Source organism: Pseudomonas sp. Xaverov 259 (genome assembly GCF_019352915.1).
Lineage (GTDB): Bacteria > Pseudomonadota > Gammaproteobacteria > Pseudomonadales > Pseudomonadaceae > Aquipseudomonas.
Genome location: NZ_JAAAFV010000031.1, coordinates 413,142 through 439,672, shown reverse-complemented (window position 1 = coordinate 439,672; position 26,531 = coordinate 413,142). Strand labels below are relative to the sequence as shown.

Annotated in this window: 20 protein-coding genes; 18 read left to right on the top strand and 2 right to left on the bottom strand. The window is 60.5% G+C overall.

Annotation, left to right across the window (positions count from 1 at the left end):
• The first annotated feature begins 111 nt into the window (after positions 1-111).
• The 5 genes from K0H48_RS12425 (at position 112) to K0H48_RS12405 (ending at position 5,654) form a co-directional block, all read left to right on the top strand.
• Complete coding sequence (locus K0H48_RS12425) at positions 112-636, top strand: cysteine hydrolase family protein (protein WP_219267677.1); 525 nt, start codon at positions 112-114, stop codon at positions 634-636.
• Between the two features lie 96 nt (positions 637-732).
• Positions 733-1,683, top strand: a complete 951-nt coding sequence (locus K0H48_RS12420) for a 2-hydroxyacid dehydrogenase (protein WP_219267676.1) — start codon at positions 733-735, stop codon at positions 1,681-1,683.
• Positions 1,684-1,773: 90 nt separating this feature from the next.
• Entirely contained in the window at positions 1,774-3,666 is a 1,893-nt protein-coding gene (locus tag K0H48_RS12415) for a pilus assembly protein TadG-related protein (RefSeq protein ID WP_219267675.1), read from the top strand.
• 130 nt (positions 3,667-3,796) lie between these two features.
• Positions 3,797-4,864, top strand: a complete 1,068-nt coding sequence (locus K0H48_RS12410; protein ID WP_219267674.1) for a phosphotransferase family protein — start codon at positions 3,797-3,799, stop codon at positions 4,862-4,864.
• Between the two features lie 22 nt (positions 4,865-4,886).
• Positions 4,887-5,654 (top strand): SDR family oxidoreductase, encoded by a 768-nt coding sequence (locus tag K0H48_RS12405; protein WP_056860254.1) that lies wholly within the window; start codon positions 4,887-4,889, stop codon positions 5,652-5,654.
• A 158-nt stretch (positions 5,655-5,812) separates the two neighbouring features.
• Here K0H48_RS12405 and K0H48_RS12400 read toward each other — a convergent pair whose 3' ends face one another.
• On the bottom strand, positions 5,813-6,442 hold the full coding sequence (locus K0H48_RS12400) for a DNA-3-methyladenine glycosylase I (RefSeq protein ID WP_219267673.1): 630 nt from the start codon (positions 6,440-6,442) through the stop codon (positions 5,813-5,815).
• Positions 6,443-6,659: 217 nt separating this feature from the next.
• Here K0H48_RS12400 and K0H48_RS12395 point away from each other — a divergent pair, with 217 nt between their 5' ends.
• The 5 genes from K0H48_RS12395 to K0H48_RS12375 all read left to right on the top strand — a co-directional run bounded on the left by K0H48_RS12395 (position 6,660) and on the right by K0H48_RS12375 (position 11,544).
• The gene (locus K0H48_RS12395; protein WP_200433441.1) at positions 6,660-7,985 is read left to right on the top strand and encodes a C4-dicarboxylate transporter DctA; all 1,326 of its coding nucleotides are present in this window, start codon (positions 6,660-6,662) and stop codon (positions 7,983-7,985) included.
• A 172-nt stretch (positions 7,986-8,157) separates the two neighbouring features.
• On the top strand, positions 8,158-8,859 hold the full coding sequence (locus K0H48_RS12390; protein ID WP_219267672.1) for a FadR/GntR family transcriptional regulator: 702 nt from the start codon (positions 8,158-8,160) through the stop codon (positions 8,857-8,859).
• 17 nt (positions 8,860-8,876) lie between these two features.
• Complete coding sequence (locus tag K0H48_RS12385; protein WP_219267671.1) at positions 8,877-9,563, top strand: GntR family transcriptional regulator; 687 nt, start codon at positions 8,877-8,879, stop codon at positions 9,561-9,563.
• A gap of 189 nt (positions 9,564-9,752) precedes the next feature.
• Positions 9,753-10,703 (top strand): tetratricopeptide repeat protein, encoded by a 951-nt coding sequence (locus K0H48_RS12380; RefSeq protein ID WP_219267670.1) that lies wholly within the window; start codon positions 9,753-9,755, stop codon positions 10,701-10,703.
• 232 nt (positions 10,704-10,935) lie between these two features.
• Positions 10,936-11,544: a hypothetical protein gene (locus K0H48_RS12375; RefSeq protein WP_219267669.1), complete on the top strand. Its 609-nt coding sequence runs from the start codon at positions 10,936-10,938 to the stop codon at positions 11,542-11,544.
• Between the two features lie 189 nt (positions 11,545-11,733).
• On the opposite strand, the gene K0H48_RS12370 is transcribed toward K0H48_RS12375, so the two are convergent.
• A complete protein-coding gene (locus tag K0H48_RS12370) occupies positions 11,734-16,602 on the bottom strand; it encodes an NAD-glutamate dehydrogenase (protein WP_138815196.1) in 4,869 nt (1,622 codons plus the stop codon).
• A 481-nt stretch (positions 16,603-17,083) separates the two neighbouring features.
• Here K0H48_RS12370 and K0H48_RS12365 point away from each other — a divergent pair, with 481 nt between their 5' ends.
• The 8 genes from K0H48_RS12365 (at position 17,084) to K0H48_RS12330 (ending at position 26,313) form a co-directional block, all read left to right on the top strand.
• Complete coding sequence (locus K0H48_RS12365) at positions 17,084-18,802, top strand: DUF6543 domain-containing protein (protein WP_219267668.1); 1,719 nt, start codon at positions 17,084-17,086, stop codon at positions 18,800-18,802.
• A 125-nt stretch (positions 18,803-18,927) separates the two neighbouring features.
• A complete protein-coding gene (locus K0H48_RS12360; RefSeq protein ID WP_219267667.1) occupies positions 18,928-19,278 on the top strand; it encodes a hypothetical protein in 351 nt (116 codons plus the stop codon).
• Positions 19,279-19,470: 192 nt separating this feature from the next.
• Entirely contained in the window at positions 19,471-20,430 is a 960-nt protein-coding gene (locus K0H48_RS12355; protein WP_003174327.1) for a MoxR family ATPase, read from the top strand.
• Between the two features lie 5 nt (positions 20,431-20,435).
• The gene (locus K0H48_RS12350) at positions 20,436-21,368 is read left to right on the top strand and encodes a DUF58 domain-containing protein (protein ID WP_017136649.1); all 933 of its coding nucleotides are present in this window, start codon (positions 20,436-20,438) and stop codon (positions 21,366-21,368) included.
• Entirely contained in the window at positions 21,365-21,859 is a 495-nt protein-coding gene (locus K0H48_RS12345; RefSeq protein WP_219267666.1) for a DUF4381 domain-containing protein, read from the top strand. The genes K0H48_RS12350 and K0H48_RS12345 overlap by 4 nt, the downstream gene beginning before the upstream one ends.
• The gene (locus tag K0H48_RS12340; protein ID WP_219267665.1) at positions 21,852-22,940 is read left to right on the top strand and encodes a VWA domain-containing protein; all 1,089 of its coding nucleotides are present in this window, start codon (positions 21,852-21,854) and stop codon (positions 22,938-22,940) included. Before K0H48_RS12345 ends, K0H48_RS12340 begins: the two co-directional genes overlap by 8 nt.
• Positions 22,937-24,676 carry a tetratricopeptide repeat protein gene (locus K0H48_RS12335; protein WP_219267664.1) on the top strand — a complete coding sequence of 580 codons (1,740 nt, stop codon included), beginning with the start codon at positions 22,937-22,939 and terminating at the stop codon, positions 24,674-24,676. Before K0H48_RS12340 ends, K0H48_RS12335 begins: the two co-directional genes overlap by 4 nt.
• Positions 24,673-26,313, top strand: coding sequence for a BatD family protein (locus tag K0H48_RS12330; RefSeq protein WP_219267663.1), 1,641 nt, complete (start codon positions 24,673-24,675; stop codon positions 26,311-26,313). Before K0H48_RS12335 ends, K0H48_RS12330 begins: the two co-directional genes overlap by 4 nt.
• The last annotated feature ends 218 nt before the right edge of the window (positions 26,314-26,531 follow it).

Below are 26,531 nucleotides of genomic sequence, written 5' to 3'. Positions count from 1 at the left end.
GTGGCTGTGGGTGCGTAAGCTAAAAACACCCAGAAACACCCCAAGGCCCCGCCAGCAATGGACGGGGCCTTTTTATTGCCCCGCCCGCTGGCCACTGCAAGGAGCAAGACCATGGCAAACGCCCTGTTGATCATCGATATGCAAACCGGTTTATACGATGGGCCGGAACAGCCCTTCGAGCGCGAACGCGTGCTCGGCACCATCAACCAGCTTATCCAGCGTGCCCGCCAGGCCAACGCCCCTATCTTCGTGGCCCGCCATACTGGCCCGACGGGGTCGCCGATTGCGGCTGGCAGCCCACACTGGCAACTGTGGCACGGTCTCGACGTGGACGAAGCCCGCGACCGCCTGTTCAACAAAACCCACCCAAGTTGCTTCCTGGGCACTGAGCTGGCGCAACAACTGGCGGCAGCGCAGGTGGATGAATTGGTGGTGGTCGGCATGAAAACCCAGTTTTGCATCGACGCCACGTGCCGAGTGGCGGTGGAGCTTGGGTTTTCGGTGGTACTGCCCGAAGACGGCCATACCTGCATGGACACTCCGACGTTGCCGGCCAAGGCGATCATCGAGCATCACAATGCAACCTTGGCGGGGGCATTTGTGAAGCGGGTGAAAGCCCAGGACGTCGAGTTCTAGCCGCGCCCGTGCGGGATTTTTTCTGATTGAACAAATCGTTCCGTCTTACAAATCCCGCATACTCCTCCTATCAAACCCTTCAGGAAGAGCCTTCCGATGTCCACCACTGTTCTGGTCCTGGTTGAAACCATCAATGAATACCTGCAAATCATCGAGAGCAACGACTTTCATGTGATTCTGGCGCCCACACCGGCCGAACGTGCCCAAGCGATCAAAGCCCACGGCGCGCAGATCAAGGCGGTACTCACCCGTGGCCCGCTGGGGCTGTATGCCGAGGAAATCGCGGCACTGCCGCTGCTGGAGATCATCTGCGTAATCGGCGCCGGCTATGAGCACGTGGACCTGCAGGCGGCGAGCAATCGCGGGATCGTGGTCACCAACGGCGCCGGCGTGAATGCGCCGTCAGTGGCTGACCACGCCATGGCGTTGCTGCTGTCGCTGGTACGCGGCATTCCCCAGACCGATGCGGCAGTGCGGCGCGGTGAATGGCCGAAAGTGATGCGCCCTTCCCTGGGCGGCAAGCAACTGGGGATCCTCGGCCTCGGCGCAGTGGGCATGGAGATTGCCAAACGTGCCAGCCTCGGCTTTGGCATGGAGGTGAGTTACCACAACCGCCAGCCTCGCGATGATGTGGACTACACCTACTGCGCAACCGCCGTAGAGCTGGCGCGCACCTCGGACTTCCTGATCCTGGCCACACCCGGCGGGGCCAGCACCCGTCACCTGATTGATCGCCATGCCTTGGACGCCTTGGGGCCGAACGGTTACCTGGTCAACATCGGACGCGGCAGCGTGGTAGTGACCGCCGACCTGGTGGCTGCGCTGGAGCAACGGCGTATCGGCGGTGCGGCGCTGGATGTGTTCGACGATGAGCCGAAAGTGCCCGAGGCCCTTAAGCGCCTGAGCAATACCGTACTCACTTCACATGTGGCGGGCCTGTCGCCGGAAGCGGCCCACGACACCGTGCAACGTGTGGCCGATAACCTGGTGGAATACTTCGCCGGCCGCCCGGTGCTCACGCCGGTTACCCTGCCGCCACGCACCTAGTAGCGATTAGCCAGCGCTGACGCAAAACCTGACTACACTGCTTGCGGGGAAGCTCAGGACGTCGGTGCAGGACCGGCGAAGGAACGCACAATGATTGGCCATGGACTCGGCCCGGCGCGCCAACGCGGCGCCATCGGCCTGATAGGCGCGGTAACCCTCGGTATTGCGCTGCTGTTTCTGCTGCTGGTGGTCGACAGCGGTCGCCTGTACCTGGAGAAGCGCAAATTGCAGCGCGTGGCCGATACGGCCGCGCTGGAAGCGGTGAGCCGCAGCGGCAAATGCGCGGCGCCCACTAACAATGCTGCGCAGTTTGCGACCGAAAGCGCGGCGCGCAACAACTTTAGCCTTGACGACAATCGCACGCTGGCGACCGCCTGCGGCACCCTGGCCACCGGCGCGGACTTTATGCGCACGTTCAGCGCCGACCCGAGCAAAACCGATGCTATCCGGGTGATTGCTACCCATCGCGTACACACCAGCCTCGCCCATGGCTTGCTCACGCTGTTCTCGCGCCAGCCCGTCAACCTGACAACACTGCTGAGCGCCACCGCTGTCGCCGCCGCGCCAACGCCCACGGTTGCCCAGCTGACGGTTCGCAGCACCTTATTGACAGTGGACAGCACCAAGTCCGTCGCCCTCAACGCCTTGATCGGCGGCCTGCTGGGAGGCAAGTTGCAGTTGGACGCAGTAGGCTGGAACGGCTTGCTCAATACCGATATCAGCTTGCTCAAGTACCTGGATGCGCTGGCCATCCAATTGAAAGTCAGCGCCGGTAACTACGACCAACTGCTCAAGACCGACGCCACTGTCGGCCAACTGATCCAGGCAGCCATTGATGTGCTCAAGCTGGGCGGTGATGCGGTCAAAGTGGTGATCAACAACCTGGAAGCCATCAAGCTGATTGCGCCGGGCACGCAGATCCTGCACCTGGGCGACCTGATCAACATCCAGAACGGCACCGACAAAAGTGCGCTGGATGTGAACCTGCAACTGTTCAACCTGATCCAGGGCTTTGTGCAGCTGTCGAACAAGGCCAGCGCAGTTGCCGTGGAGTTGCCGGTGGATGTACTGGGCCTGCTCGGCGTGACCGTGTCGACCAAAGTGATCGAGCCCGGGCAGGTTTCCAGCATCGGTAACCCGAAAGATATCGCCAAGCAGCCCATCTATGTGCGCACCGCCCAAGTGCGCACCTTGATCTCGGTCAAACTGCCGATCGTCACGCTGGTCAACAACCTGCTGGGTGGCGTGGTGCAAGCGCTCAGTGACCTGTTGGGCGGCCTGTTTGGCTTGCTCGACCCCAATTGTTGCCTGGTCGCCAGCCTGCAAATCGGCGACACCCTCGACATTGCCCTCGAAGCCGCTGGCGGCAGCGCCAGGGTCACTGGCTACAGTTGCGACAGCGGCAACAAGTCGTTGTCGGTACTCGGCGAAACCTCGGCATTGCGCGCGATGATTGGCCAGGTTGACCCCAAGAATCTGTACTCGTCCACAGAAACACTCAAGGTGGACGAGTACCCGGTGGTGGATATCGGCACTAAAACCTGCAAGCGCGGCACGGGCGTGTGTGGCGACAGGCAAGCCTTTGCGGCGGGCGGCCTGGGCATCCGAATCGACAGTGACGTGCTGAAAACCGCGCGGGCGCACACCTACACCGATCCGCCCGCGATCAACCAGCAACCGCTCTATTACGCATTCGCCAGCTCGAACGCGGTCAGTAGCCTCAAGGACACACTCACCGGCATCCAACTGATCAACCACCCGCCCAAAATGGCCAGCTTGTTGGGCGCGGTGCTGGGCCTGGTCACGGGCGTGGTCAACGGCTTGCTCACCACCCTGGGCGGCTTGATTGCCGGGCTGCTCGGCCCGCTGCTCGACCCCATCGTCAACAACCTGCTCGCCGGCCTTGGCATCGACCTGGCAAAAGTCGAAATCGGTGCCAACCTGTCCTGCAACCCCGGTGGCCGGGCCATGCTGGTGATTTGAGCACATCAGGCCCGCTGATCATCGTGCAACACGCTAACCTATTAAGCCGCCCCGACCTTGTCGATGGGCGGCGGTGCGCATTAGATTAGCCAATAGTCCAAGGCCTTTAGAATAAGCAGAAGGGATAAGCATGGCGCTTAACGACCAATCGACCCAGATTCGCCCCGGCGAAGAACTTGATGCCAGCCTCATCGATCCCTACCTCAAGGCGCATATTCCGGGCCTTGCCGGGCCGGTCAAAATCAGCCAATTCCCCGGTGGCGCATCCAACCTGACGTACCTGCTGGAATACCCCGGCCAGGAATTCGTGCTGCGCCGCCCGCCGTTTGGCCACAAGGCCAAGTCCGCCCACGACATGGGCCGCGAGTACCGCATTCTCAACCAGCTCAAGGACGGCTTCCCGTATTGCCCCAAAGCCTATATGCACTGCCTTGATGAGTCGGTGATCGGCGCCGAGTTCTATGTGATGGAGCGCGTCAACGGCATCATCCTGCGCTCCGACCTGCCGGCCGAACTGGGCCTGGACGCGGCCAAGACCGAGGCGCTGTGCAAAAGCTTTATCGACAAGTTCGTCGAACTGCACCAAGTCGATTACGCCGCCTGCGGCCTGGCCGACCTGGGCAAGCCCGAAGGTTATGTAGAACGCCAGATCCGCGGCTGGAGCGACCGCTACGAAAAAGCCCTGACACCCGACGCACCCAGCTGGGAAAAGGTGCGCGCGTGGCTCAACGACAAGATGCCGGCCGACCACCCGACTTCCAGCATCGTGCACAACGATTACCGCTTCGACAACGTGATCCTCGACCCGCACAACCCGATGCAGATCATCGGCGTACTGGACTGGGAACTGACCACGTTGGGCGACCCGCTGATGGACCTGGGCAATACCCTCGCCTACTGGATCGAAGCCGCAGACCCTGCGCCCGTGCAACTGATGCGCCGCCAGCCGAGCAACGCGCCCGGCATGCTCACGCGCCGCCAGTTTGTGGATTACTACGCCGAGCGTGCGGGCATCCAGATCGACAATTTCGACTTCTACTACACCTACGGCCTGTTCCGCCTGGCCGGCATTGTGCAGCAGATCTACTACCGCTTTTTCCACGGCCAGACCCAGGACAAACGCTTTGCGCAGTTCATCCATATGAACAAGCTGCTGGAGCAAATGAGCCTGAATGTCATCGCTAAATCAGCCCTCTGACTACAAGAGCAAGGAACCCAGCATGTCCAAGACCCATCTGTTCGACCTTGACGGCAAGATCGCATTTGTTTCCGGCGCCAGCCGTGGCATTGGTGAAGCCATCGCCAAGCTGCTGGCCCAGCAAGGCGCGCATGTGATCGTCTCCAGCCGCAAACTCGAAGGCTGCCAGCACGTGGCCGACGCAATCATCGCCGCCGGCGGCAAAGCCACTGCCGTGGCTTGCCATATTGGCGAAATGGAGCAGATTACCCAGGTATTCGCCGGCATCCGTGAGCAGTTCGGGCGCCTGGATATCCTGGTCAACAATGCCGCGACCAACCCGCAATTCTGCAACGTGCTGGACACCGACCTGGGCGCGTTCCAGAAGACCGTTGACGTGAATATTCGCGGCTACTTCTTCATGTCCGTGGAAGCCGGCAAGCTGATGCGCGACAACGGCGGCGGCAGCATTATCAACGTGGCCTCGATCAACGGCATCTCCCCAGGAGTATTCCAGGGCATCTACTCGGTGACCAAGGCCGCCGTGATCAACATGACCAAGGTGTTTGCCAAGGAGTGCGCCGCATTCGGCATCCGTTGCAACGCCCTGCTGCCGGGCCTGACCGACACCAAATTCGCCTCGGCGCTGGTCAAGAACGACTCGATCCTGAAGATGGCCCTGGCGCAGATCCCGCTCAAGCGCGTGGCCGACCCGAGCGAGATGGCCGGTGCGGTGCTGTTCCTGGCCAGTGACGCCTCCAGCTACACCACCGGTGTGTCATTGAATGTGGACGGTGGCTTCCTGTCCTGACCTGACCTTGCAGCCCCCACAAAAACCCTGTGGGAGCGGGCTTACTGTGGCCAGCAAGCTTACTGTGGCGAGCAAGCTTGCTTGCGCTGGGGTGCGAAGCGCCCCTAAAAAATCGTGTAACCGCTCGCAATCCAGCGGGAGCAAGCGCCCTCATTAGCTCAAGGACGCTTAAACTCTTGCCGTAGCGCCTCTATGCGCGGTCGGCAAACACAGCCCTCCAGATGATCATTAACCATCCCCATCGCCTGCATCAGCGCGTACATCGTGGTTGGGCCAACAAAGGTCCAGCCACGCTTCTTCAAGGCTTTGGACAAACGCATCGACGCCGGTGACGTCGGGTTGCCGGTCCAGTAAGCCATGTCCACCACCGCCGGGCGTTCCTCTGGCGTGGGTTCAAACGCCCACAACCAGCGCGCCAGTGAACCGGTTTCGTCCACCAGCTCACAGGCCCTGCGCGCGTTGTTGATGGCGGAGACGATCTTCGCGCGGTTGCGCACGATGCCTGGGTCGTTCATCAGCCGCTCGATATCGGCCTCGCCGTAGTGCGCAACGTGGCGAAAATCAAAGCCTTCGAACGCTGCGCGAAACTGCTCGCGCTTGCGCAAAATGGTGATCCACGCCATACCCGCCTGAAAGCCTTCCAGGCAAATCTTCTCGTACAGCTGGATATCGTCTGCGACCGGCACGCCCCACTCGCTGTCGTGGTAACGCGGGTATTCGGCGGCGGCCGTGCGCCAGGTGCAGTGCGTCTGCCCGGCTGCGTCGGTGGTCAGTCCCGGTTTATCCATGCATCACCTCGCCAATCAAGGCGCGGATGATAAGCGAAAAAAATTCCCGCCTGCCAACCGCTCAAGCATCGCCCTTACCGACCAACTGGTCAGACCGGGACCTGACAACCGTCGAATATTTACTTGTGATTTGAAAAAAACCCAGCGTAGACTGGCCGCGCACTGGACTTACCGGTAAGACCACAACAATTAAGCCCTGGAACCACCAGGGCACCGAATAGAGATCCCTCCCATGCTCAGATGGTGCTCGCGTTCGATTTTCCTGCAAGTCGTGATTGGCCTGATGCTCGGCATCATTTGCGGCCTGGCCCTTCCCGAATTCTCCTCGCAACTCAAACCCCTGGGTGACGGCTTTATCAAGCTGATCAAAATGCTGATTGGCCTGATCGTATTCTGCGTGGTGGTCAGCGGTATTTCCGGTGCTGGCGACTTGAAGAAAGTCGGGCGCATCGGCTTGAAATCAGTGATCTACTTCGAAGTACTGACCACCGTCGCCCTGGTGATCGGTCTGATCATGGCCTTCAGCACCGGTATCGGCCAAGGCGCCAATATTCACTTGGAGCAGCTGTCGTCCGCCGGCCTCAACGAGCTGGCCGACAAGGGCCAGCACATTCGCGGCACCAGCCAGTTCCTGATGGACCTGATCCCCAACTCGGTGATCGGCGCCTTTGCCGACAACAATGTGCTGCAAGTGCTGCTGTTTTCGGTGCTGTTCGGCAGCGCGCTGAACCTGGTCGGCGAAGCCGCTTCCGGCATCTCGCGGCTGATCAACGAGCTGAGCCATGTGATCTTTCGCATCATGGGCATGATCGTGCGCCTGGCGCCGATCGGCGTATTCGGCGCCATCGCCTTCACCACCAGCACCTATGGCCTGGATTCACTGCAACACCTGGGCAGCCTGGTGGGCTTGTTCTACCTGACCTGCTTTGCCTTTGTCGGGCTGGTGCTGGGCCTGGTGATGCGCTTGTCGGGCCTGCGCATGTTGCCGCTGCTCAAGTACCTGCGTGAAGAACTGCTGATCGTGATGGGCACCGCCTCCTCCGACGCGGTATTGCCGCAGATCATGCGTAAACTGGAACACCTGGGCATTGGCAGCTCCACCGTCGGCCTGGTGATTCCGACCGGTTACTCGTTCAACCTCGATGGTTTCTCGATCTACCTGACCCTGGCCATTGTGTTTATCGCCAATGCCACCGGCACACCGCTGTCGATGACCGACTTGCTGACCATTCTGTTGGTGTCGTTGATCACCTCCAAAGGTGCCCACGGCATTCCGGGTTCGGCGCTGGTGATTCTGGCGGCCACACTGACCGCGATCCCGGCGATTCCGGTGGTGGGTCTGGTGCTGGTGCTGGCGGTGGACTGGTTCATGGGCATCGGCCGCGCGCTGACTAACCTGATCGGCAACTGCGTCGCCACCGTGGCCATCGCCCGTTGGGAAAAAGATATTGATATCGAGCGTGCCAACAAGGTGCTCGATGGCCAGCAAGGGTATGCCTTCCAGGCCAAGAAGCCGGTGCTGCCGGCGCATCAGGAGTTTTAATCCAGTCTATGAGCGACACAAATCAAATGTGGGAGCGGGCTTGCTCGCGAAAGCGGCGGGTCAGTTGATAAATCCATTGGCTGACACTGCGCATTCGCGAGCAAGCCCGCTCCCACATTTTGATCATCGCTAATTTGACCATCGTATTGGCAACATCCAAGGAGACGTAGACGTGATCAGCACTTCAACCGTCGTCAACTCAGTCGTAGAAAAACTGCGCGCCGCACTCAAGCGGGGCCAGTGGCGCCAGGGCGATATGCTCCCCGGCCAGCGTGAACTGGCCGAGCAGATGGGCATCAGCCGCCCGAGCCTGCGCGAAGCCGTGATCGTGCTGGAAACCCTCGGCCTGGTGCGCTCGATGCCCGGCAAAGGCGTGGTCGTGCTGGAAACCAGCGTCAGCGAACCGCACGCCAGCGACGCGGTGGCCGACGCCAGCCTCGAAGATATCCTGCAACTGCGCTACACCCTCGAACCCTTCATTGTCGGCCTGGTGGCCCAGTCCATCAGCAGCAAGGAAGTCGGCCAATTGCGCCTGACCTTGATGGACATGCGCGAAGCCCTGGATGCCGGTGATGCCGAAGCCGGCATGAACGCTTACATCGGCTTTCATGAAGAGTTGTTCGCGCTGACTTCCAACCCGATCTTCCAGAACGTGGTGCAGCAGACCAGCAACGCCCTCAAGCAAAGCGCCCAGGTATTGCGCAATTCGCCTGAACACCTGGCCGAACGCCTGCAGGAAAACGACGCCGTGGTGCGCGCCATTCGCAACAAAAACAGCGCCCTGGCCAGCGCCGAAATGCGTCGGCACATTCTCCAGGAAGGCCTGCGCATGGGCATTCGTTTGAATATCCCGGACGACCATCTGGGCAGCTGATTTTTTGGAGACCGGCCATGAACGCCCACGCCCTGCAACGCAATGCCGTCCTCCCTGCCCTGCGCCTGGTTGGCGGTAAAAAACCTTCGGTGGATGACATCTACCCACGCCTGTTCGACGCCATCCTCGAACAACGCATCGCCCCGGCCAGCCGCTTTACCGAAGAGAGCCTGGGCGAAACCTTTGGTGTGAGCCGCAGCGTGATTCGCCGCGTGCTGGCTAAACTCTCCCATCAGCAAGTGATCATCCTGCGCCCCAACCAGCGCGCCCAGGTGGCGGCACCGGATGCGCAGCAAACGCGGCAGATTCTCGAAGCCCGGCGGCTCACGGAAATGACCGTGGTACAACTGGCCTGCGTGAACGCAACGCCGACGCAAGTTCGCCAGTTGCGCGAGCTGATCGCGCGGGAACGCGACTGCATCGAACGCGACCAGCGCGGCCCGGCGATTCGGTTATCGGGGGAGTTCCACCTGCAATTGGCAGCGATGGCACGCAACGCGCCGTTGGCGCAATTTCTCAACAGCTTGGTGCCGTTGACTTCGCTGATCATCGCTCAATATGAAGCGAGAGCCTGCACGTACTGCGCGTGGCAGGAGCATCTTGCAATTGTCGACGCAATCGAGCAACGCGACGTGAACAGTGCGACAAGCCTGATGACCCGCCATCTGGATCACCTTGAGAGCAAACTATTGAAACACCAGTGATCTCACCTGCATGAAGGTCATTCGGTGGGAGCGGCGGCGCCTTTCAGTGTTTGCCAAACCGCAGCGCAGTAAGTAATTAACGCCCTGGCCCCAGGCGCTCTGCATAACCTGTATGTCGCACAAATTGAGTGCTTATTACAGGTATGAGATATGCCCACCGAATAACAAGTACTGACACCTCTGTTTTCGTTGATCACACAACTGCAAGCTGAGGCCAGCACGCTCCCGAGCCAATTGAACTCAACGCTTAATGAATTGACGCAAACGACCAAAGACACCGGGTTCGCGCTGTTCAGATTGGGCCGATACAAGAAAGCCAGATTCCACCTGACCATAGCAGGTGCCGCCGGAGACCTGGATTCGCAATACGCAATGGCCACCTGCCAATCGGTGCTGGACGGAGGAGCACGCCGTGTGACAACCGCCACCAGGCAATGGCTTTTGCTTGCTGCCGCGCAGAACCACATACCGGCGCTGATGCGGCTGGGAGACAACGAGTCGCTGGCAAAAGCCAAGGAGTTGGCAACCAACGCCGCAAACGCCAATACCGTCCCTGCAATGATCTACCTGTACTTTATGACACTGGAAATCGAGTGGCTGAACAAAGCTGCCGCCACAGACGATCCCTGGGCGCTCTATGAGCTCGCCCAAGCCTACGAGCAGACACCGAAACTGTTAGCCGATACTCAGAATCGAGAGGCAGTGATCGCAGATCTGATCCAACGTTCTGCCGACGCAGGGCATCGCCCAGCCGTGTACAGACTCGCCTTCGCAGAAGACGGAACGGTGAGTACCGAACAAAAGCAGAAGCGGATCATTCAGTTGGCTGAGATGGGACAATTGGATGGGCTGATTGAGTATGCCTACGCACTGGCAGGCTTATCCCGAGACAAGACCAAGACCCACCGCACGTATGGGCTTGAACGAAACCTGCCCAAAGCCTGCGCCTTATTTAAATTGGTGCTGCAGGAAACGGCAGGTGCGATGCAACTTCCCATTATTGAATCGGACTATTGGGCCTTGATGCATCACTTGCCAAATACTGTGGACTATGAAGCTATCCTTACCGACCTTCAGGAAACCACGCCAAAGGTATTCAGTGTGCTTCAACCGATGATCGTCGTGGGCAGCCCTTTTTGACACCTTGAAATCGACGTCAATAAAAAAGCCCGCGCATCTGGATTATCTGCAAACCGGGGCTGCTGTTCAACGCAAGGCCGCGCCACAGCCTCGTTGAGGTGCTTGCCCCATCAGTCTTGTTGGCCTACAGCCGCCGTTAAACCATGCGAAGGCCTTTGCGAACTTGCTGACAGATAAAATGGCCGTCCTTCTGCACAATGTGGTCATTCCCTTAACGTAGATTAATACTGTTATGAAAACCTTTACCGTTGCACTGGTCACCGCCCTTTTCATCCCAGCACTCTATGCGTCTGCACAGGCCAGTGACGACCTAATCATTACGCCTGCGAACCCCGTGTGGTTGCTTGAGCGGCCCGACGTCGACAGCCCGATGTTGACCACCGCACGGACTTTTGGTGACAGCGCTTATAACGATTTCCACACCAAGGCCAGCCTGGAAATCAGCTGTCACCCACGCAACCCAACGGCCGGGCTGGCGTTGCAAATAACGCCGGAAGTGCTGGGCTTCGACATTGAGCCATTTCATGGCAAAGACGCCAGCACTAATGGGCCGTTGCGTATGACTACGGGAACTCGCACGGCCATCGAGCTTGCGGTCAGCGGCGTTTGGGCTTACGCCGGGTCTTTCCAGATAGGGACGATCTTTGCGTTCAGCACTCAGGTGCCGCGCGATGAACTGGCCTACTGGGCCAGTGATGCCGCACGGGGCCAGACGTTGAAACTTTTGTTGGCGCCTGCCATGGCAGGCGGCCAGCCGCTGACGGCAACCTTCACATTGCCGGCAAACAACAGTGGGTTGAAACAAGTTATCCAGCCGTGTTTGGGCGCTGCCGGCGCGTGAGAATGCCTGGACACAGTGTGGGAGCTGGCTTGCCTGCGATAGCGGTGGGTCAGCTAGCCCTGCTTTCACTGAAAGACCGCTATCGCAGGCAAGCCAGCTCCCACAGTTGATTTAAGTGTTTGATCAATCGTGTGATTCAAAAAAGCCCCCGCATCTCACGATGCGGGGGCTTTTTGATTTACAGCGGGATCAAGCCGGTTGCAGCACCGACTGACCGCTCAACGCCAGGTCAAGCAACTCACGGTTGGCGACCGCATACATGGCGTAGTCCGTGCCGACTGCTGCACGGATTTCGACCATCATTGCGCGCCAGCGATCGGCCATGTCCTGGTGCTGCTCAAGCCACAGGGCCACGCGGGCTTCCATGTCTTGTGGCGCATCGGCCATTTGCAGAACCGAGATGGTGATCGCCCGTTGCTGCCAGTCCACGTCGTCGCGGAACGCTTCGCGAGCCTGGGCCTGCCAGTTGTTGGCCACCGGCAGATCGCTGATCTGCTGCAGGTACCACGGCAAGTCCAGCGCGCTGCCGACGGCGAAGTAGGCCTTGGCCACTTCGGCGGCGTCATGCCCGGTCACGTCAGCGGCTTCGATGATCGGCAGCAAGGTGTACAGGTGGGTAGTGCCTGCAACCATGCGTGCCAACAACTCCGGTACGCCGGCTTCGGTGTAGGCCTGGTAGCGGTTCTGCCAGCCTTCGCGGGTCGGGCCTTCCAGCAGTTCGTCGAGCTTGAGGCCCAACGCCGCCAGGTGCGGACCGAAGTGCGCGGTGTCACGGCCAGCGTCCTGCTCGTTGCGACGGCTGCGCAGGAACCAGCGCGTGGCACGACGGCCCAGGCGCATCAGTTCATCCATCAGCTCCAGTTGCACGTCAGCAGAAACCTGGTGGTCCAGGGCTTCGATCTGACGGAACCAGTGCGGGAGGTGGAAGATGTCACGCACGATCACGTAAGCACCGGCCACGTTCGCCGGGCTCATGCCGGTCGACTCTTTGAGTCGTTGAACGAAGGTGATGCCCATGTGGTTGACCAGGTCGTTGGCGATCTGGGTGCTGACGATCTCGCGCTTGAGACGGTGGCGACGCATGGCTTCGCCGAACTTGGCCACCAGGCTCGGTGGGAACGCGGTCTCCATGTCACGGGTCAGGTAGTCGTCATCCGGCACCAGCGACTTGAGCAGGGCTTCCTTGAGGTCGATCTTGCTGTAGGAGATCAGCACCGACAGCTCGGGACGGGTCAGGCCCTTACCGGTGGAAGCGCGCTCGACAAGCTGCTCTTCGGTCGGCAGGTACTCGATGGCGCGGTCCAGCTTGCCACGGCCTTCGAGGTCGCTCATCAGGCGCTTGTACTCAGCGGCGCGCTCGTAGGCTTTACGGGCGGCCAGGGACAACGCCTGGGTCTGCTTGTAGTTGTTGCCCAACACCAGGTTGCCGACTTCGTCGGTCATGCTCGCCAGCAACTGGTTGCGCTGCTTGTCGGTCATGTCACCGGCCTGCACCACTTCGTTGAGCAGGATCTTGATGTTCACTTCGTGGTCGGAGCAGTCCACACCACCGGCGTTGTCGATGAAGTCAGTGTTGGAACCGCCGCCATTGAGGCCGAATTCCACACGACCCAGCTGGGTCATGCCGAGGTTACCGCCCTCGCCCACTACCTTGCAGCGCAGCTCGTTGCCATTCACGCGCAGCGCGTCGTTAGCCTTGTCGCCCACGTCCGCATGGCTTTCGGTGCTGGCCTTGACGTAAGTCCCGATACCGCCGTTCCACAACAGGTCCACCGGCGCCTTGAGCAAGGCGTTGAGCAGTTCGGTCGGGGTCAGCTTGTCGGCCGAGATGTCGAAGCGCGCTTTCATCTGTGGCGAAATGGCGATGCTTTTGGCACTGCGCGAGAAGATCCCGCCGCCTTCGGACATGATGCTGGTGTCGTAGTCGGTCCAGGCCGAACGCGGCAGCTCGAACATGCGCTGACGCTCGACGAAGCTGGTCGCCGGGTTCGGGTTCGGGTCGATGAAGATATGCAGGTGGTTGAAGGCCGCGACCAGTTGCAGCTTGTCGGACATCAGCAAGCCGTTACCGAACACGTCACCGGCCATATCGCCGACGCCCACCACGGTGATGCTGTCTTCCTGCACGTTGATGCCGCGCTCACGGAAGTGACGCTGCACGCCCACCCACGCGCCCTTGGCGGTGATGCCCATTTTCTTGTGGTCGTAACCGGCCGAACCACCGGACGCGAACGCATCGCCCAGCCAGAAGCCGTAGTCGATGGCAATGCCGTTGGCGATGTCGGAGAAGGTCGCAGTGCCCTTGTCCGCCGCAACGACCAGGTACGGGTCATCGTCGTCATGGCGCACGACGTTGACCGGTGGCACCAGGGCGCCGTCCTTGAGGTTGTCGGTAATGTCCAACAGGCCCGAAATGAAGATGCGGTAGCAGGCGATGCCCTCGGCCGCGATCTCGTCACGGGTGCCGCCCAATGGCAGGCGACGCGGCAGGAAGCCCCCTTTGGCGCCCACCGGCACGATCACCGAGTTCTTCACCTGCTGGGCTTTTACCAGGCCGAGCACTTCGGTGCGGAAGTCTTCTTCACGGTCGGACCAGCGCAGGCCGCCACGCGCAACGTTACCAAAGCGCAGGTGTACGCCTTCAACGCGCGGCGAGTACACGAAGATTTCAAACTTCGGCACCGGCTTGGGCAGCTCAGGAATCGCGCGCGGGTCGAACTTGAAGCTGAAGTACGACTTGTTCTGGCCGTTGGCGTCGGTCTGGTAGAAGTTGGTCCGCAGGGTGGCCTTGATCAGGTCCAGGTAGCGACGCAGGATGCGGTCTTCGTTGAGCACCTGAACATCGTCCAGGGCCGTGAGAATCGCTTGTTCCAGGCGTTGCTGCTTGTCTTCCAGGTCGTCGGCGGTGAGCTTGCGCGCCAGGTAGAAGCGGGTCTTGAACAACCGGGTCAACTCGCGAGCGATGTCGGTGTGGTTGTTCAGGGTGCTGGCGATGTAACCCAGGTCGAAACCCAGGCGGATCTGCTTGAGGTAACGGGCGTAAGCACGCAGCAGCGCCACGTCGCGCCAAGGCAGGCCGGCGGTGAGTACCAGGCGGTTGAACGCATCGTTTTCGGCATCGCCATGCACGATGTGCACGAACGCGTCCTGCAGGGTGTCGTTAAGCTGCTGGATGTCCAGGTTCACGCCTTCGGCGGCAATGAACGCAAAATCATGGATCCAGAACTCACGGCCATTGGCGTGACGCAGGCGGTACGGGAACTCGCCCAGCACGCGCAGGCCGAGGTTTTCCAGGATCGGCAGCACGTCCGACAGCGCCAGTGGCGTGTCGGCGTGGTAGAGCTTGCAGTGCAGCTCACGCTGGCCGGAGACCTGGCCCAGCGGCTGATAGAAACTCATCACCAGCGGGTTGGCTTCGGTCAGGCTGTTGAGGTGCTGCATGTCGACCACGGCCGAATGCGCGGCAAAACGCTCGCGGTAACCGGCCGGGAAGCCTTTCGGGAAGTCTGCCAGCACGTTGGTGCCCTGGGCTTCGCCGAAGCTTTCCACCACCAGGCTGGCGTAGTCGTCCTGCCAGCTGCGGCAGGCCTGCACCACTTCTTTTTCCAGTTGAACCGGGTCGATGTCCAGGCGGTTCTTCGGGTCCACCCGCAGAATCAGCTGCACACGGGCCAGTACGGACTCGGAGAAGAAGGTCCAGAACTCGCAGTCCGAGGCTTTCAGGCGATCCATCAGCACTTGCTGGATCTTCTGGCGCACTTCGGTGGAATAGATATCGCGCGGCACATAGGCCAGGCAGTAGCAGAAACGACCGTACGGGTCTTTGCGCAGGAACACGCGGATTTTGTTGCGCTCCTGGATCTGCACGATCGACATCACGGTGTTGAACAGCTCGTCGACGGGAGTCTGGAACAGGTCATCACGCGGCAACACTTCAACCACCTGGGCCAGCTCTTTGCCCAAGTGCGCCTTGGCCTGGAAGCCCGAGCGGTGCTCGATTTCCGCGACTTTACGGCGGATGTAAGGGATAACCCGCACGCTTTCGCCGTACACCGACGAGGTGTAGAGGCCCATGAAGCGGTGTTCCTTGATGACCTTGCCGTCGGCGCTGATCTCACGGATCGACACATAGTCCGGGTAAGCCGGGCGGTGTACGCGGCTTGGGTGTGCGGCCTTGGCGAACGACAGCACGGTCGGTTCACGCAGGTAGGCCACGGCATAATCTTCGATGCGCGTGTCTTCGGCGGTGAGGCCGGCACGCAGCAATTTGGTCAGACCGAGGAAGGAGCCGGTGTCATATTCGATATGACCGCCGTCCGCCTCGTCACGTACCACAAACTCTTCATAGCCGAGGAAGGTGAAGTGGTTGCCCACCAGCCATTCCAGGAAGCTCTTGATCTCGGCTTTTTCTTCGCCGTCGATGCTGAACTGGCTCGCGTCGATACCGGCCAGCAGGTCCTGGACCTTGGCTTTCATCGGTTCGAAGTCGGCCACGGCCACGCGCACTTCGCCCAACACTTGCTCAAGCTCTTTGCTCAGCACGTTGAGTTCGGCGGCATTCGCGCAACGGTCGATTTCCAGGTACATCAGCGATTCTTGCTGAATGCCTTCGCCCTGGGTGCCTTTTGGCAGGATTTCCAGCAACTCGCCTTTTTTGCCGCGACGCACGCTGAGCACGGTGGTTTGCAGGGTGTGGATGCTGTAGCCACGGCGGTTCAGCTCGGTGCGTACCGAGTCGACCAGAAATGGCAGGTCATGGTGCAGCACTTCGACCGCAGTGTGGGTCGATTGCCAGCCATGACGTTCGTAATCGGGGTTGTAGACCCGCACTTGCGGTTGGGTGTGGTCAAAGCGCTCAAGCAGGCGCCAGGCAGACAGGGTGCAACCGGCCAGGTCGGAAAGGCGACGCTGGGTCAGTTCGTCCAGGGAAATAATGCCGAAAAATTGCTCAGCGAACAGCGCCACTTGTGGCAGTGCCTGTTCACTGATGTGCTGCGCCAGTGCCGCTTGCAGTTGATGCTGGAAGTCGGACTTGCTGGCTGCGGTGAAGAACGCCATCTGTGGTACTCCGCTTGGGCTTGTTATTGATGGAAGCGTCGCGTGTTATCCCCTTGCGAGGAGACCGTCAGCTCTGTTCGTCGGTACTGATAACAAGCACCTTAAACGAATCAGGGTGACAGGTGGGTGAAGCTGCGCAAGGCGATCAAGTCACATCGGATGCGCCGGTTGGCAGGTGACGGAACGACGGGCAGGTCAACGGCCTGACGGTGGCGCATCCACTGCGCAGCTTAACGAGTGTAGGAAGACGGTTGCTTTCCGTACGGCGACATATTCGGTCAAGGGCAGGCAGCGCTGAACATTCTCTAGCGCTCTACACCTGGGCGCGTAGGTCGATAGATTTTTTCTGTTGAGGCCATAGGCACTTTGAATGGAGTGAATACGGCTCGATCGACCAATTAGAACTGACTCGATGCCTACAGCATCGATTGCGCAAATACACCACGGACGGCCCACTGATTAATAGAAGTGAGCTTTTAGTATGACCAGCATAAGTGCAACTGTCAGTCAGAGTACTATCACCGTCTCCCCGAGTGTACCGTATGGCGTTCCCACTTACCCAACACCGCGCCAAGCCCATAATAACCCTTCCCTCCCTGAATTAAACTGGGATCGTCCGGAGTTGAAGTGGGGCGAGCAGACCGTCCCGCCAGAACAACCTGCCGTGCAACACGATAGCAGGCCAGCCTCTTATTTTTCCGAGCCATTAAAAAGAAACAACGCGCTCGACAGGTATGCAGCCGACAAGTCCAAACCCTTCATGTCCGCCACTCAACATACCTCAGAGCATGTGGCAGCACAGATTAAACAAAAGTGGGGGGCCGACGTCGATCCGGAAAAAACTTTTCTGGTAACTTTTGCTTATGACAAAAACACCACGCCTCACAAGGCGGTCATCACACAAAAAATCTCCCTGGCCGATGCGGCACGCCTGAATATTCAACACACGCCACGGCCTAAGGGGATGACTGGAAAGCAAGAGGCGCCCGAAGGACAACCTACCGAACCCTTCGATATACAGCCTAATTCACGCCACACGGAAAAGCCCAATTGGGACGGCACTTTCCCACGGCCACTCGTGGGCAATTTCAATACTTATTATCACGGCATTGTGGCTGAGCCCTCGCCCGACGCACCCGCCACTTACGGCGCGGGCCAACATGTTCAGATCCCACCGGCAGACTTCAAAAAAATGGTCTGGGAGCATGCGTATAAAAAACCCTACGACCAGTACCTGAACTTCAAGTGGTCGCCTGAAACCCGTGAGTCCTATACGGCACTTGCCAAAGTCTCCTACCTTAATGCTGCGCACGCCCAACATCATGAGCGCTCGTTGGACGAGGTAGGCACAAAGATCGCCATGAACCTCGTCGGCATACCCGGCAACCAAACCTATCTGGATGCAGGACTTGAAACACTGGTTAAACCGCACACGCCAGACCCAAGCCTGGAGACCAAGTTTCTGAGTTTCAATGGCTTCCACTCCACTGACATTTTCTATACCAGAGACGTCAATACTCAGAAAACGCTTCTATACATTCCAGGCAATTCGTCCCCCATCCACTCGTTCGATTCGCCGCAAGCGATGAATAAATGGCTGGCCAGCCAATTGATTGACGACGATAAAGCTGCCGCTTTCAAAAAACATTTCTCGCCAAAGGATGCTTCGTCTTCGTTATTTAAAAGAGGCTTCGATGCGCGACTGGATCTTATTCGGCAGCACATTAAAGAGCCAGGCGCTGTGGACTTCCTGGAAGGGCAAGGCTATTGGAAAGAGGGTGGCGTATTTGATGGCAAAAAGATCACGGGCGACCCCTTCAAAGAGGTTCAAGAGCACACAGAGAAAAGCATGAAAGCCAGTACCGACCAGGAGTTCGTGCTGAACACAGACCACAACAAGCAGACAATTCTTAAGGCAAAAAAATGGTTGGATGGCGCGCTTCTGCTTGCAACCCCCATTGGCTTGGCACTGCCTCCCGTGGGCGTCGTGCTGACGGCGCTGAGTGTGGGTTCCGGATTGCTGGAAGCGGGCGTGGGTATTCACGACAAAGCCAACGACCGCGCAAACGCCGATGACAGGATTACTTTCGGTGTATTCAATGCGTTCAAGCCACTATTTACTGCGGGGGTTGGCAAGGCTGCAGAGCCCATCACCGGACCGATAAAAACCGTGTTAAAGGCAACTATTTTGTCGAAATAACCCACTGCAAGTGCGACATCTGGGGTGGCAGGGGCAATCCAATCTACTTAAAAGCAGCGTAAACGTTTGTACGATGGCAAAATTACCCCCGTCGTTCGAGTACGCTGCTTTATAGAGGACTGCCCATGCAACTGACCACCCCCCACCTGATCGCCACATCTTGCGACGAAGAAGAAGACAACATGGCCATGCTGTGTTGCCACGGCAAAAATGGCGAAATGTTCATGCTCAGCCGTTACCCGGATGAAGATGAGGTTGAGCTGACCTGGGACTATGAGCCGTCGACCCTGGATGGGTTGAAAGTCACCTTGGGTGATACCACCCTGGTGATTGAACTGGCAGCTGGCGATGCCGATGCGCTGGGTGGCAAAGACTGTCTGGAGATCACCCACACCACCGCTGTGTCGGATATGGCTGAAGTGGAAGAAACCTTGCAGAACATACTTAAAGACACCGGCACCTTTATCCGGATTTAAACGACGCCAGCTCCCACAGATGCTGAGCAACCCTCAGTGGAATTTGTGCCCTGCACACAAAAATCCTACAAGTTTTGCTAAAAATACCTCCCGAGCCGTTAGTCGCTACACCCCACGATGCATTAAAGTAGACGCCCCAGGCCCGGCGGATTTTCTCGACGTTGGGGCTCATCTCTCCAGGAACCGTCATCGATGGAACATCGTGAAGCGCTGCTTGCGCTGCGAACCTTTCTTTCTACGCAGATTCTCGGCCAGGAAAAACTCATCGATCGCCTGCTGATCGCCCTGCTCGCCGACGGCCATATGCTGGTCGAAGGCGCACCGGGCCTGGCCAAGACCAAGGCCATCAAAGAGCTGGCCGAAGGCATTGAAGCGCAGTTCCATCGTATCCAGTTCACCCCCGACCTGCTGCCCGCCGACATCACCGGCACCGAGATCTATCGTCCGGAAACCGGCAGCTTCGTGTTCCAGCAAGGCCCGATCTTTCACAACCTGGTGCTGGCGGACGAAATCAACCGCGCCCCGGCCAAGGTGCAATCGGCGTTGCTCGAGGCCATGGCTGAGCGCCAGGTCAGTGTGGGCCGCAGCACCTATGACCTGTCGCCGCTGTTTTTGGTCATGGCCACGCAAAACCCCATCGAGCAGGAAGGCACTTACCCGCTGCCCGAAGCCCAGCTCGACCGTTTCCTGATGCACGTCAAGATCGGCTTCCCGGACGCGGCCGTCGAGCGCCGCATCCTGCAACAAGCCCGTGGCGAAGCGCTCAATGGCGAAACCAAGCCCGAGCGGCGTGTGAGCCAACAGGCCATCTTTGCGGCGCGCAAGGAAATCCTTGGCCTGTACATGGCCGATGCGGTGGAGGAATACCTGGTGCAACTGGTCATGGCCACACGCACCCCGGCCAAGTTCGACCCCGAAATGGCCGAGTGGATCGCCTATGGCGCCAGCCCACGCGGCTCCATCGCCCTCGACCGCTGCGCCCGCGCCCATGCCTGGCTGGCCGGGCGTGATTTTGTGAGCCCGGAAGATATCCAGGCGGTGCTGTTCGACGTGCTGCGCCACCGCATCATCCTGTCGTTCGAGGCCGAAGCGGCCGGCATTGACCAGGACCGCGTGGTGCAACGCATTCTCGACGTCGTTGCCGTCGCTTGAACCCCATGAATGCCGGCGATGGAATCCGCGTCACGCTCAGCGAATTGATTGAGATGCGCCACCGCGTGCGCGAAGTGCAGCTGTTTTCCACGCCGAGCCAGCGCAGCCCGCTGATTGGCCTGCACCACTCCAAGCTGCGTGGGCGCGGGGTCGACTTCGACCAGGTGCGCGTGTACCAGGCCGGCGACGACGTGCGCACCATCGACTGGCGCGTGACGGCGCGTACCCAGGAGCCGCACACCAAGCTGTTCCATGAAGAACGAGAACGGCCGATTTTCATCATGGTCGAGCAAAGCTGCCGGCTGTTTTTCGGCTCCGGGCAAATGTTCAAGTCGGTGCTCGCCGCCCAGGCCGCCAGCTTGATCGGCTGGGCCGCGCTGGGGCACAACGACCGCGTCGGCGGGTTGGTGTTCGGCGACAGCGAGCACTACGAAATCAAGCCCCGGCGCAGCAAGCAAAGCCTGCTGCAACTGCTCAACCGGCTGGTGCGCGTGAACCAGAGCCTGAATACCGAAAGCCGCCCCGAAGCCGACGCGTTGGGCATGGCCCTGCGCCGTGGCCGTGAAGTGCTGCGCCCGGGCAGCCTGGTGATTGTGATCTGCGATGAGCGCGCCTTGACCGAAGGCGCCGAGCAACAACTGAGCCTGCTGTCACGCCATTGCGACCTGTTGTTGTTGCCGATCTCCGACCCGCTCGACCACGCCCTGCCCGCCGCCGGGCTGCTGCGTTTTGCCGAGCGCGGCGCGCAATTGGAACTGGACACGCTGAATTTCGATTTGCGCCAAGCTTATAAAGCCCAGGCCGAGGAACGCATTGCGCGCTGGGAACTGTTGGCACAAAAGCTACGCATTCTATTGATGCCCCTGAGCACCCAAAGCGAAATGGTCGAGCAACTGCGCGAATACCTCAACCCGCAACGCCCGGTTAAAAAGCAATGAGCAGCCTTGACCAACTGCAGCCACTGATCGCCCCGCCGGCCATCGGGTTCTGGCCGCCTGCGCCGGGTTGGTGGTTGTTGCTGCTGGTGATTCCACTGCTGGGCTGGGGCCTGTGGTGGTCGCGCCGCTTCCTGCCCACCCGCCGCCCCGTGGCCCGCGCCGAACAACCGCTGGACCCGCTGCGCATCGCCGCCCTGGCTGAACTTGCGCTGATGCCCAAACCCTACGACGGCGCACCCGCCGGTGCCTGGCTGCAACAACTCAATGGCCTGCTCAAGCGCCTGTGCCGCAACGACTACCCCTACAGCCAGAGCCACACCCTCAACGGCCGCAAATGGCTGGCATTCCTCGACAACCGTTGCCCGGCCGCCGGCCTTACGCGCTGGATGGTGTTGGTCGAAGGCGCCTACAAACCCGAATGCAAACTCGACGACAAGGCCATCGCCGGCCTGACCCAAGCCGTCGATACCTGGATTCGCAAACATGTTTGAGTTCGCCTGGCCGTGGATCTTCGCCCTGTTGCCCTTACCGTGGTTGATGCGCTTCATCCTGCCAGTGGCCGACAGCGGCGAACCCGCGCTGAAGGTCAGCTACCTGGCCGACCTTGAAGGCCTGGCGCGCCGCCGTGCGCGGGTCAACCTGCCCGGCTGGCGCCAGCAAGCGCCGTTTGTAGTGTTGTGGCTGCTGCTGCTGACCGCCGCCGCGCGCCCGGAATGGCTCGGCGAACCGCTGCCGATTGCCGCCAGCGGCCGTGATTTGCTGGTGGCCGTGGATGTGTCCGGCTCCATGGACTTCCCGGATATGCACTGGCAGGACGATGACGTCAGCCGCCTGAGCCTGGTGCAGCATTTGCTCGGGGACTTCCTGGAAAGCCGCGAAGGCGACCGCGTAGGACTGATCCTGTTTGGCAGCCAGGCTTACCTGCAAGCCCCGTTGACCTTCGACCGACGCACCGTGCGCACCTGGCTGGATGAAGCCCGTATCGGCATCGCCGGCAAAAACACGGCCATTGGCGATGCAATAGGCCTGGCCCTGAAACGCCTGCGCCAGCGCCCGGCGCAAAGCCGCGTGCTGATCCTGGTCACCGATGGCGCCAACAATGCCGGGCAGATCGACCCGCTGACCGCTGCGCGCCTGGCGGCCGAAGAAGGCGTGAAAATCTACCCGATCGGCATCGGCGCCGACCCGGAGCAAACCGGCTCGTTGGGCATCTTGGGCGTCAACCCGAGCCTGGACCTGGATGAACCGGCCTTGAAGGCCATCGCCGACGCCACCGGTGGCCGCTACTTCCGCGCCCGCGACGGCGACGAGCTGCAAAAAATCAAACAAACCTTGGACCAGCTCGAGCCCGTCGCGCAACAGCCGACCCAGGCTCGCCCGGCCCAGGCGCTGTATAGCGCGCCGCTGGCGTTGGCGTTGATCCTGAGCATGTTGCTGGTGGTGCAGGAACGCTGGCCCAACAACGCCTTGCAACGCGCTTTCAACAAACTCTCGACCAAGGGCATTTTCCTGCAACAGCACCCGCAATGGCGCCAACGCCTTAAACGCCTGCGCTTGCGGAGGCGTCGATGATCGACCTGTGGCCACACTGGTTCCGCCCTTGGTGGTTGTTGCTGCTGCCGTTGCTCGGCTGGCTGCTGTGGCAGCTGTGGCACCGGCAAAAGCGCGCCGGGCGTTGGCAGATGATTTTGCCGCCGGCGTTTCATGCGGTGCTGCTCAGTGGCGGCAATGGCCGCGAAAGCAAATCGCCGTGGGTGGTACTGGGCATCGCCTGGCTGCTGGCCGTGCTGGCATTGCTGGGTCCCAGTTGGCAAAGGGTTGAACAGAACAGCCAGAAACCGGCCGACCCGGTGGTGGTGCTGTTGGAACTGACCCCGGAAATGCTTGCCACCGACAGCCCGCCCAACCGCCTGGAACAGGCGCGGCGCAAGCTCTACGACTTACTGCAAGCGCGCGACAACGCGCCAACCGCAATCGTCGTGTATGCCGGCAGCGCCCACACGCTGGTGCCGCTGTCGGACGACCTGGCCACCAGCCACAACCTGCTCGAAGCGCTGCGCCCCTCGATCATGCCCGAGCCCGGCCATCGCGCCGACCTGGCGGTAGCAAAAGCCCTGAGCCTGCTCAAGCAGGCCGGCCTCGGCCAGGGGCGCCTGTTGCTGGTCGGCTCGTCGCTGTCCAAACAGGAGCGCCAAGGCATCCGCCTGCAGTTGCAGAGCGCCCAGGCCCCGAGCCTGTCGATCCTCGGTATCGGCAGCCGCGAAGGCACGCCGGTGACCCAGGAAAGTGGCGAGTTCCTCAAAGATGACCAGGGCGCCATCCTGGTACCGCGCCTCGACAGCCCGACGCTCAAGGCCTTCGCCAGTGAAATGGGCGGGCGTTACCGCTCCGCGCGCCTGGACGACAAAGACCTGCGCCAGCTCAACCTGCTCGACGGCCCGCAACAACTGCGCAATGACGGCCAGTTGCTGCACCTCGACACCTGGGCCGACCAAGGTTACTGGCTGCTGCTGCCACTGCTGCTGCTCGCCGCCTGTGCGGGCCGCCGTGGCTGGCTGTTCTGCTTGCCGTTGCTGCTGTTGGGCGCGCCGCAGCCCAGCTATGCCTTTGAACTCCAGGACCTGTGGCTGCGTCCCGACCAGCAAGGCCAATACCTGCTGAAGAAAAAACGCCCGAGCGAGGCCGCCGAACACTTCGAAGACCCGCAGTGGCAAGGCGTTGCCCTGTATGAGGCGGGCAACTATGCCGAGGCTATCAAGCGTTTTGCCCAGGGCAATGACGCGTATTCCCACTACAATCGCGGCAATGCCCTGGCCAAATCCGGCGAACTGGAAGCCGCCATCGACGCTTATGAACAAGCGCTCGAAGCCCAGCCCGACCTGCAACCGGCGCTGAAAAACAAAGCGCTGGTAGAGGCCCTGATCCAGGAAAAAGCCCAACCGGAACCGGCCAAGCCTGTCAAAAATGAGGATGACGAAACCACTCAACCCGGCCAAACTGCGCAACCGGGCAGCAGCGGCCAAAGTGCCACGGGCGGCGAGCAATCGCCCCAGGGCCAAGGCCAGGCCAGTGCCGGCGATAACCAGACGGGCGCCACCCCCAAAGCCGGCGGCAACGACGTACCGGGCAGCGAGCTGGGGGACGAGCACACCACCACCCCGCCCCTGCGCCCCGCCGATGCGAGCATCGATGGCGAGCATCGCCAGGCGCTTGAGCAATGGCTGCAACAGATCCCGGACAACCCCGGCGAGTTGCTGCGGCGTAAATTCTGGTACGAACAGCAACAACATCAGGACAAGACTCAATGAGCCGCCGCACCACCCTTCTGCTCCTGCTTGCTCTCTCGGCAGGCCACGCCCAGGCGGCTAACCTGGTGGCGAGTGTCGACCGCAGCCGCGTCAATTCCGGGGAAACGGTGGAGTTGACGGTGGAGTCCAGCGACGTCACTCAGTTCGGCAAACCCGACTTGTCACCGCTGGATGCGCAGTTTGAAGTCAGCGGCACGCGCCAGATCAACCAGCTCACCACCTTGGGCGGCGATAACCACGCCACCACGCGCTGGATTATCACGCTGCTACCCAAGGAAAACGGCACCGTGGTGATTCCGCCGCTGCAAGTGGGCGAGCTCAAGACCCAGCCGATCAGCCTGCAAGTGCTGGAAACCGCCAGCCAGAACACCAGCGCCGAACTCGCGCCGGTATTTATCGAAGCTAACCTCGACCAGCGCAGTGTGTACGTGCAGGCCCAGGCGCTGTTGACCGTGCGCGTGTACCACTCGGTGTCGCTGTACGACGACAGCAGCCTCACGCCGCTGCAAATCCCGGATGCGCGCATTGAACAACTAGGCGAGTCGCGCACCTACGAAAAGGTCATCAACAGTATTCGCCACGGCGTGATCGAAACCCGTTATGCGATCTACCCGCAGCACAGCGGCGCCCTGGTGATACCGGCGCAGACCTTCAGCGCCACCTTGGTGGAATCGCGTCCGCCACAAGAGAACACGCTGCAAGGCACCAAACCGGGCAAGTTGATTCACGTAAGCTCGGCCGAGATCGCACTTACCGTCAAACCCAAGCCGGAATTCTACCCCACCGACGCCGCCTGGCTGCCTGCGCGCAGCCTGACCCTGAGCGAAGCCTGGAACCCTGAACCTGACCATGTACAGGTCGGCGACTCCCTGACCCGCAGCCTCACGGTCAAGGCCGAAGGCCTGTCCAGCGCACAACTATCGGCACTGCCCACCAGCGACATCAACGGCCTGCGCCGCTACCCGGACCAACCGGTGCTCGCTAACCAGAACAGTGACCGTGGCCTGATCGGCAGCCGTGAAGACCGCGAAGCCCTGGTGCCCACCCGCTCCGGCAGCGTGGAAATGCCCGCCGTGGAAGTGGTGTGGTGGAACACCCACGAAGATCACCTGGAACGCACCAGCCTGCCCGCGCGCACGCTGCAAGTGGCGACCAACCCAAGCCTGGTGGTGGACACGCCCGCCACGCCAACGGTGATTACCGCACCGGACGATGACCGCCTGTGGCTGTGGCAACTGAGCACCTTGATACTGGCCTGCACTACGCTATTGGGTTTCGGCCTGTGGTGGCGCGCGCGTCGCCAACCCGCAGTGCAACGCGCCGTACAAACCGGCCCGAGCCCGCGCTCGCTATTGGACGACCTCAAGCGCGCCACCCAGGCCAACGACCCGCAAGCCACGCGCCAGGCGCTGGATGCCTGGGCGCGGCAACAGCCGGACACCTTGGCGGATATGGCGGCGCGGTTTGTGCCGTTGTCGGACGCCTTGGATGGTCTGAACGGCGCGCTGTACAGCGAGAGCGGCCAGTATTGGCTGGGTGAAGACCTGTGGCGTGCGGTCAAGGCCATCCCGATGGTTGAGCGCGAGCAAGATACGGCGACGGATAGCACCAGCTTGCCGCCGCTGTATCCCAAGTAATCTTGATCCAGCTCACACCACAAAACCCCTGTGGGAGCTGGCTTGCCTGCGATGGCCATAGGTACTTTCACAACTTTTGAAGGCGGCCAATTTCTCCTGTGGCGAGCAGGCTTGTCCTGCGTTGGGTTGCGAAGCAGCCCCAAACCCAGACGCTGAGTACTTTCAGGAAAATTGCGGTGCCTTTACTGGGGCTGCTTCGCAGCCCAACGCAGGCGGTG

Bases quoted from the DNA above. Each gene is read 5' to 3' on its own strand.
- K0H48_RS12350 (WP_017136649.1), top strand. From the start codon at position 20,436: ATGAATGCCGGCGATGGAATCCGCGTCACGCTCAGCGAATTGATTGAG.
- K0H48_RS12425 (WP_219267677.1), top strand. From the start codon at position 112: ATGGCAAACGCCCTGTTGATCATCGATATGCAAACCGGTTTATACGAT.
- K0H48_RS12385 (WP_219267671.1), top strand. From the start codon at position 8,877: ATGAACGCCCACGCCCTGCAACGCAATGCCGTCCTCCCTGCCCTGCGC.
- K0H48_RS12360 (WP_219267667.1), top strand. From the start codon at position 18,928: ATGCAACTGACCACCCCCCACCTGATCGCCACATCTTGCGACGAAGAA.
- K0H48_RS12415 (WP_219267675.1), top strand. From the start codon at position 1,774: ATGATTGGCCATGGACTCGGCCCGGCGCGCCAACGCGGCGCCATCGGC.
- K0H48_RS12365 (WP_219267668.1), top strand. From the start codon at position 17,084: ATGACCAGCATAAGTGCAACTGTCAGTCAGAGTACTATCACCGTCTCC.
- K0H48_RS12410 (WP_219267674.1), top strand. From the start codon at position 3,797: ATGGCGCTTAACGACCAATCGACCCAGATTCGCCCCGGCGAAGAACTT.
- K0H48_RS12335 (WP_219267664.1), top strand. From the start codon at position 22,937: ATGATCGACCTGTGGCCACACTGGTTCCGCCCTTGGTGGTTGTTGCTG.
- K0H48_RS12355 (WP_003174327.1), top strand. From the start codon at position 19,471: ATGGAACATCGTGAAGCGCTGCTTGCGCTGCGAACCTTTCTTTCTACG.
- K0H48_RS12405 (WP_056860254.1), top strand. From the start codon at position 4,887: ATGTCCAAGACCCATCTGTTCGACCTTGACGGCAAGATCGCATTTGTT.
- K0H48_RS12370 (WP_138815196.1), bottom strand. From the start codon at position 16,602: ATGGCGTTCTTCACCGCAGCCAGCAAGTCCGACTTCCAGCATCAACTG.
- K0H48_RS12330 (WP_219267663.1), top strand. From the start codon at position 24,673: ATGAGCCGCCGCACCACCCTTCTGCTCCTGCTTGCTCTCTCGGCAGGC.
- K0H48_RS12420 (WP_219267676.1), top strand. From the start codon at position 733: ATGTCCACCACTGTTCTGGTCCTGGTTGAAACCATCAATGAATACCTG.
- K0H48_RS12345 (WP_219267666.1), top strand. From the start codon at position 21,365: ATGAGCAGCCTTGACCAACTGCAGCCACTGATCGCCCCGCCGGCCATC.
- K0H48_RS12375 (WP_219267669.1), top strand. From the start codon at position 10,936: ATGAAAACCTTTACCGTTGCACTGGTCACCGCCCTTTTCATCCCAGCA.
- K0H48_RS12400 (WP_219267673.1), bottom strand. From the start codon at position 6,442: ATGGATAAACCGGGACTGACCACCGACGCAGCCGGGCAGACGCACTGC.
- K0H48_RS12340 (WP_219267665.1), top strand. From the start codon at position 21,852: ATGTTTGAGTTCGCCTGGCCGTGGATCTTCGCCCTGTTGCCCTTACCG.